General features: G+C 59.9%; 2 protein-coding genes. One reads left to right on the top strand and one right to left on the bottom strand.

Annotated elements, in window-relative coordinates:
- The coding region (locus FJ398_22845; GenBank protein ID MBM3840745.1) for a DUF3800 domain-containing protein at positions 1-919 on the top strand (919 nt) is incomplete at its 5' end.
- A gap of 585 nt (positions 920-1,504) precedes the next feature.
- Here the strand turns inward: FJ398_22845 and FJ398_22840 are convergent.
- Positions 1,505-8,673, bottom strand: a 7,169-nt coding sequence (locus FJ398_22840; GenBank protein ID MBM3840744.1) for a hypothetical protein, incomplete at its 5' end; no start/stop codon positions are given.

Below are 8,673 nucleotides of genomic sequence, written 5' to 3'. Positions count from 1 at the left end.
CGCCAAAGGCCGCCTGGCTTCGTTGCTCCTCAGTCGAAGATCCAGGGAGGATATTCTCCTTCGTTGCGCCTCGCCATCCGGCCTTTGGCGCGAAAACAGGACCCCGCGGAATTTTCGGACACGCTCTAAGGATCACATCTATGCGCTGACGTCCGTGGCTCTCTGGGAAGGACGTTGGCGCAGGTTTGACCGCGAGATTGCCAATCTTAAGCTGGAATTCGCCGACCAGTTGAACCGAACTCGCAAGTTGCGTTTCGACTTGGCCGACTGCGAACTGAAATCCAACTGGATTCGCAACCCCAAGGAACGCGCGGACAAGAGCCCCTTCCTCGCTTCGCTTTCGGATGCGGAACGGGAGCGGTTGGTGGCGTGCTTTTTTCGGCAGATTCCGGCACAGCACATGACGCTGTTCTCGGTGGTTTTCGACAAACGGAAGCTCCGCGAGCACATGACCCACGAAACATTGCACAAGAAAGCCTATGAGCTACTGTTGGAGCGCATCGAACATTTCATGGCGGAATACCATCCCAAGCATCACGCGCTGATCGTGATGGATGACACGGACAAAGCCCTCAACCGAGCGGTCTCGATGAAGCACGCGTTCTTCCAACGCGAAGGCAATCAAAACGTGCTTTTCAATCACATTGTCGAATATCCCTTCTTCACCGACAGCAAACTCTCCAACGGCATCCAGCTTGCCGACCTTTGCGCCTACAATGTCTATCGCGCATTCAAGGTGCGGGATTTCACTTACCCGTATTTTCAGGAGTTGTTGCCGACTTTCTACAAGCGGCACGAGGGACACAAGCTCGACGGGTTGAAAGTGTTCCCCGAGGATTCCGAATTAGTCGAGTTTGCGCGCGAGGGCTGGGAGTCGTTTCAAAAACAAAACCCCGCGCAGGGCGGGGTGAAGATATGATGTCGGGCTGGGCAAACCATATCGAGCTGACCAGCAGCACCCGACATTCATATAATGCCAGATTCAGCAAGAATGGCAAGTGCTGCTTCAGTGCTTCTGGAAAGCGCGGAAAGCGAGAATCAAGGACCTAAACGGACGCACCCAGGAATGCCCAGGACACGTCCGCCGACCGAGATTGCTCAGTCCGGGGTAAGGAGTATCGCATCCTCCTGCCATTGCTTTCTGACCCTTTTTAGCCAAGGTCCTCCTGCGTTTCTTGTGGCACCTTGGTGTTCTCTCTCGCGAAAATCGGTGAAAATGGTTGCGACTTTTCTCTGGGAAAGCCGTGGAATGGCGGGAACGATTGAGTAGAGTAGGCGAAGCGGACGGATTGAGAGGCCGGAGCCAATGACCGTCACGCTTCGCCCCTCATCGAACCGGACAGGCGGTTTTCCCGCATCCGGCTCTCCGAGGGTCATTCATCGCATCGCTTCAACGTTCCGGTGTCCAGGCCGCATGATACGGCATCTGAAACAAACCGAATTTCCTAGCGACAACCATCCGAACGAATCGAATAGCTCGCAGGCGTTATTCTCGAAGATTGCTCTACTGAACGATGATGCGATAGAACCGCATCCCCAAAGCAGGACTTTGCGGATCGAGTATGTCAGCGCTCCCGGTGAACTGCTCGGGCTTGAAATCGACCCAATTGACCAGGTCCGCGGAGACCTGGATGGAGGCTCGCCGTCCTTCGGGGACCGTCAGTCGAAATTGAAAGCCCGTCGCAGGGTCAAACCGCATGTCGGTGATTAAAGCGGCTTGCGGTTCCGGTGCTCCAACCGCCTCGACTGTCAGTCGGGCCGACTCGCTTTCGATCAAGCCGGCCGCACTTCTGGCAGTCACGGAGTAATTCCCGGCATGCTCTGCCCGGGCGCTGCCGATTTCGTAGTTGGGGTTGGTCGCTCCCGGAATTTCCCTCCCATTAAATTTCCACTGATAAGTGATGGTTCCAGATCCGGTCGCGAGAGCGTTGAAGACGACGCTGCTTCCAGCAGAGACTGTTTGGCTAATCGGCTGGACGACGAATTTGGGTTGCAGGTTGACGCTCAGCAGCGCAGGCGTGCTGAGAACGAATCCCGATTCGTTACTCACTTCCACGGAGTATTCGCCCGCGTCTGAAAGCTTAATGCTCGCCAATTCCAAACTCGCCCCTGTGGCACCCGGAATATTCACCCCATTGAAACGCCATTGGTATCGCAACGGACCAGTGCCGGTCGCCGTCACGTTGAATACCACTCTTTGCCCTGGGATCACTTCCAGGCCATCAGGCGGCTGGGTGATCGATGGTGCTTGTCCAACGGTGAGCGTGGCCGTTGAACTCTGGACGGTCCCGATCGCATTTCGCGCGATCACGAGGTAAGCGCCCGCCGTGGCCGACTGTGCGTTGTTAATGGCGTAGGAAGCGTTGGTCGCCCCGGATATGTCCGTCCCGTTGAAACGCCATTGATAGCTGATTGGCTCGCTGCCGCTGACCGTCACGGTGAAAGTCGCTTTTCCGCCCGCCTGCACGCTTTGGCTCTGGGGTTGGCTGGTGATCGTCAACGGCACGTTCACGGTCAGTTTGGCCACTGCACTCGTGGCCGAGCCGGCGAAACTGGACACAATGACGGCGTAATCTCCAGCATCCGCGGGCTGCGCGCTCAGAATGGCCAGCGATCGGTTCGTCTCTCCGTTGAGCTTTAATCCATCGCGCGTCCATTGATACCGCAACGTGGGCAAGGTTGTGGTCACGCTGCTGAGGGCATTTGTGGTTTCTACAAAGAATCCCACACCCGCCCCGACAGCCACCGACTGATTCAACGGTTGTCGTGAAATAAGCGGGCCTTGCCCAAGCTCGTAGCTCAATCGGGCTATTCCACTCGCGCCTTTGACACCATCGACGGCGATGTAATACACCGCGCCGTTGGTGACAGGAACATTCACCACGCTGTCCAGACCGTCAGCACCGCTGTTATTGTCCGAGGCCTCGGTCTTCAAACTGGCAAAATCCGCCCCGGACCCGCTATAGACGGCCAAGACAGTGTCGAAGTCGCTGCCTTCGGTGCTCACTCGCAGTGCGCCGCTGGCTGGCGCCTGGTACGTGACCCACTGCGAAGCTCCGCCGAAATCGTCCGCGTGGTTGGGCTCGCCTTGTTCTTTGCCCGAACCGATGGTTGAAAAAGCCAGCCAACCCGAAAACTGGCGAGCCACAAAGTCCGGAGCGGGTTGCAGCAAGGACTGCAAGCCAAGGTTCGCCAGCCGGGCCCCACTGACGCCCACCCGAGGAGCATTCTTGAACTTGTCTTGAGCTGAGATCGTCTCGGTTCCGACTTGTAGCGCCGCCAACGCGCTATCCACCGTCAGCGCGGAAGGATCGGGGCCGCTGCTTACACGCACCGCGCAGATGCCCACGTCCTCTGCGAGAACAGCTGGAAGCGTCCGGTTCGGCGAAGTCGCTCCAGGAATCGGCTTACCGTTGAAGTGCCATTGATACCGCAGATCCGTTCCCTGAGCTTGAACGTCGAAAGTCACGTCCGTCGCCTCGGTCACAGTGCGGCTCCGCGGCTGCACCAGGATCACAGGCAGCTTTTGTGCGGTTGGGGTTAATTTGAAACCAACCACGATCCGTCCTGTGGCTCCGCCAAAGCCTTTGACGTTGATCAGGTAGGTCGTCCCTGGGACGGCGTTGAAACTTGCCTGGCTGGCGAAGAATCCGCCCCGATCATCGTCCGACACGACCTCCGTCAAGTTCGGAGAAACTCCGGTGTAAATGGCCAGCACCGTGTCAAAGGTGCTGCCGATGGTGTTGAACGTGGCAATGCCTGTCAGAGAAGCTTTCCAGGAAAACCAGCGTTCGCCTCCCGTGGAGGGTGGTGAATTCTTCCGTGTCTGTGGGCCGATTCCGCCCGAGTCGATGCTGCCGCCATCAAATGTGGCCTCGAGCACTTCGCCGATATCCCGGGCTTGTTGAGCAGAGGGACCTCCGGTCTCCTGAGGCAAGATCAGCGTCAGGCTGGCTCCGGCACTGGTGACAGCTCCGCCCGCATTTGCCACGACGACGCTGTAATTGCCGGCGTCCGCAACCTGGACATTATTCAACGCCAAACTTGGTCCCGCCGTGCCGGAAATGTTCACGCCATTCTTTTTCCACTGAAACTCCAGCGGTGCGTCGCCGTTGGCCCCGACTGAAAATGTGACGCTGGCTCCAGGCGGCACATTTTGGTTCACGGGCTGGGTCTGGATCGACGGCGGGACAATCACACGCACGACGGCGTCCGTGCTATTCACGGCCCCCACGACGTTGCGCACGACGACCCGATAGGTCCCGGCGTCGCTGGTCCGTGCGCTGGCTAAGGTCAAACTGGGCCCTGTCGCCCCCGCCAGGTTCGCTCCATTCCTCTGCCACTGATAAGTGATCGGGTTGCTTCCGGCAGCCACCACACTGAGCACGACGCGCTCGCCTTCTCTGACCGTTTGGCTCTGCGGCTGCTCGACGACCGTGACGGGCACATTGACCGTGAGCGTCGCTCCCGCGCTCGTGACCGGCCCGGCCGCATTGCTCACGATCACTTGATAATTCCCGGCTTGAGCTAACTGAACGTTGGCAAGGGCCAGCGTCGCCTGATTGGCTTCGGGCAAATCCACCCCGTTGCGGCGCCACTGGTAAGTGAGAGGCGCGGTGCCTGTGGCGACGACGCTGAGCGTCGCGCTCTGGCCAGCCGTGATGGTCTCACTTGCTGGCTGCGTGGTGATTTGAGCGGCCTGAGTCACCGTCACCCGCGCAATTTCACTTGTTACTGAGCCGGCCGCATTGCTCACGACCACGGCATATTCACCGGCATTGGCCACAGCGACGTTACTCAGCGCGAGAGTGGGACTGGTTGCTCCCGCAAGGTCTGAGTTGTTCCGACGCCATTGATAGCGCAACGGTTCCGTTCCGCTCACGGCGACCGTGAGCGGAACGGCAGATCCTGCGAGCACGTTCTGGCTTTGCGGTTGGCGCGTGATCGTAGGTGGAAGGGCGACGCTCAGCTTTGCCTTTGAGCTTGCCACAGGCCCAGCAGCATTACTGACGATCACCGAGTATTCTCCCGTGTTCGTCAGCGCCGCATTGCGAATCTGGAGCGTGGGATTGGTCTGACCTGCCAAATCGGCGCCGTTGAACTGCCACTGGTAAACCAGCGGCCCGGTCCCCGTGGCTTCCACAGAAAATGTCACTGAAACTCCCGCCGCCACGCTTTGGCTCTCGGGTTGTTTGGTAATCGTGACTGGCACAATGACCTGAAGGGTCGCTGCCGAACTGGTCACCGAACCTCCGGCATTGCTAACCGCCGCCAGATACTCCCCGGACTGCTCCGGGGTCACACTGGTCAGCACGAGCGAAGGATTGGTTGCTCCCGCAATGTCCCTTCCATTGAAGCGCCACTGATAACTCAAGGGGCCGCGGCCGTTGGCCGTCACAACCAGAGTCACGTTCGCACCGGATGGCACGATGCGACTTTCGGGTTGCTTCGTGATGGTTGGGGGCGCCGGTGTGACGGTCAATTCGAAGGTCGTCGTCGCTTTACCACCCGTCAAATCCTCCACCAGAATCGTGATGGTCGCGGCGCCAACTCGATTGGGGGCCGGCGTCACCGTCACCGTGCGGTTGGCTCCAGCTCCGCCAAAGACGATATTAGCGGTCGGCACCAGGTTTGCATTGGAGGAACTGGCGCTGAGCTTCAAATCTGTGGGCAGGCCATCCGGGTCGTTCACCGTGAAGACAATGGCTGGCGTGGCGATGCCTTCCTTCGTCGTCTGATCCGAAATCGCCGAAAGGGTCGGGTTTACGACCGGAGGCGCTCGCACCACGACGGTCAGGCTCTTGGAATCACTCAGCGGCGGTGTCCCATTGTCAGTCACGCGCACGGTAATTGAGTAGTTGCCGGGAGGTTGAATGGCAGACGGTGTCCAGGTGAAGGCGCCGGTTACGGGATCAATTCGCGCGCCTTCAGGTGCGCCAGATGCCAGAGTAAACGTCAACGTCTGGCGTGGCAGATCGTTGTCCGTGGCTGCGGGCGTAAACGTCGCAGTCTCCCCGCGCGCAATGGTTTGGTCAGTCAATGCGGCCAGAACCGGCGCCGTGTTCACCTCAGTGACCAGGACGTTGAAGCTCATCGACGCTTTGAGAGGAGGAGTGCCGTTGTCGGTGGCCTCAACCGTGATCGAATAGCTGCCGGGCCCCTGGCTTTCCTCGGGCGTCCAGCGAATGGTCCCCGTTGCCGGGTCAACGGTCATGCCGCTCGGCGCGCCTGCTCCTAACGCGTAAGTGAGCAGATTGTTGTTAGGATCGCTTGCCGTAACGGCCAGGGTCAGTGTGCTTCCCTCGGCAATGGTCTGGTTGACAATGGGCGGAAGGACCGGCGCTTCGTTCGACACGCCCACGGCGACCTTGAAGCTGCGCGATGCAGTCAACGCGGGCGTCCCATCGTCAACAACCTCCACGGTGATGTCGTGAGTTGTTCCGCCCTGCGGCGGGGTTGGGGTCCAGGTGAAAGCGCCCGTGGTCGCGGCGAGCGCGGCCCCGGCTGGCGCGCCTGCGCCTAAGCGGAATGTCAACGTGTTGGCTGGAAGATCCGAATCATTGGCCGAAGCCGTAAGGTTCAAGGACTCTCCAACCCGCACCGTTCGATCTGAAATCGGCGCCAGCACTGGAGCAGTATTCACCTCGGTGACAACCAGCGTAACTTCTATCGTCGCGGTCTGGATGGGTGTGCCATCATCTGTGGCCTTAACCGAGACCTTGTATGTCCCTGGCCCTTGCGCTTCCGTTGGTGTCCAAGTCAATTCGCCGACGGCCGGATCAAGATTCATACCCGGCAGCGCTCCAGACACCAGGTTGAAGAAGAAGAAGTTCGCATCCGGGTCCGTGGCCTTGAACGTCAGAGTGAACGGACTTCCCTCCGGAATGGTCTGCGTTGAAATCGTCTCGAACACCGGAGGCCTGTTTGTTGGCGCGACCTTCACCGTGACGCTCTGTGAGGCGCTCAGACTTGGTGTCCCGTTGTCCGTCACGCGGACCGTGAAGGTTACTGTTTTCTCTTCGAGTGACTCGGCGGGCGTCCACTCGAACACTCCGGTCGCAGGATTGATCGTGGCCCCAGTGGGCGCATCGCTACCCAGACTAAACGTCAGCGTGTTCGCGGGCACATCCGTGTCGCTGGCGGTCGCGGTGAACGTCAGCTTCTTGCCCGCTTTCACCGTTTGACCAGGGATTTGCGAGATCGCCGGCGCGACATTCACTTCATTCACGGTGATCGAAAAGGTCCTCGCGGCGTTTTCAATAGGATCCCCGTTGTCCGTCACCCGGACAGTGAAGTTGTACGCCCCGGGACCCTGGCTCTCGGTCGGTGTCCAGGTAAACGCGCCTGTGGAGGGATTAACACTGGCACCGGCCGGCTCGCCCTCCAGTCGGAAGGTCAAAATCTGCGTGGGCACATCAGAATCTGTAGCCCGGAACGTTTCGGTCAGCGTGCTGCCCTCATCAATCGTTCGGGCGGCGACAAGCTCCAGCGTGGGGGGCGTGTTCCCGATCACATTGAATTGCCGCTGCACCTCCGCCGCCGCATTGTAGTTGGAATTGCCCGGCTGAGATGCCGTCACCGTGACGGTGCCGGGGCCGTTGAGTGTGACCGTGTTGCCCGTAAGCGTCGCCGGCCCAGAGACGTGGAAACTGACCGCCAGGCCGGAGCTGGTCGAGGCGCTCAGCGTGAAGGATTCCCCACGGCGCCGCTGCGGCAGGGAAGCAAAGTTGATGGTCTGGTCCGCCTTGCTCACGTTGATCGACACCGTCGCCGATGCGTTGTTGTAATTCGCGGTGTCGTTCGGTGTGAACGACACGGAGAGCGATGGATTGCCGGCATCCAAGATCGTGCCTCCAGGGGGCGAGTAAGAGAACGTCCCGCCGACGCTGGCGCTCGCGTTGAGTTGGGCGCCACCCAGCGCGGTCCCGTAAGCGATGCTGGCGGGACTCGACCAATTGATTGCGGGCGTGGCCTTCTGAACCTGAAGGGTCACACTCGCAGTGGCGTTGTTGTAATTCGCGGTGTCGTTCGGTGTCGGTGTGAAGCTCACGGAGAGCGTATGGCTGCCCGCGTTCAACGTCGCGCCGGACGGAGGCGAATAAGTGTACGTTCCAGGGATGTTCGCTGTGGCATTGAGCTGCGCGGAGCTTAACGCCGCTCCATAGGTGATGGCCGCCGGCGTGGACCAATTGATCGGCGGCGTAGCCTTGGCCACTGTGAGCGACTGGTCCACCGCCGCCGCCGCGTTGTAGTTGTCGTTGCCCACCTGGCTGGCGCGCACAACCGCCGTGCCCACGCCTGTGATGGTGAGCGTGTTTCCAGCAATCGTGGCGGGACCAGAGACGACGCTAAAAGTTACAGGCAATCCTGAACTGGCTGTGGCCGACAGATTAATCGGCGAGCCGCCGAAGGCCACGCTCGCCAAGGCGCCAAAGCTGACGGTTTGGTTCGCCTTGGCAACCGCAAAGCTCTGCTCCACATCAGGCGCTGCGTTGTAGTTGGCATTGCCTACCTGGCTGGCGCGAAGCGCCACCGTTCCCACTCCAGTGATCGTGACCGTGTTGCCCGCGAGGGTGGCCGGGCCTGAGACGAGGCTCAAGCTCACCGTCAACCCCGAACTGGCGGTCGCGCTCACGCTGAACGGGCTGTCTCCATACGTCTTGTTGCTCAGCG

This window comes from Verrucomicrobiota bacterium, from assembly GCA_016871535.1.
Classification (GTDB): domain Bacteria; phylum Verrucomicrobiota; class Verrucomicrobiia; order Limisphaerales; family SIBE01; genus VHCZ01.
This window is presented reverse-complemented; position numbering and strand designations above follow the sequence as displayed.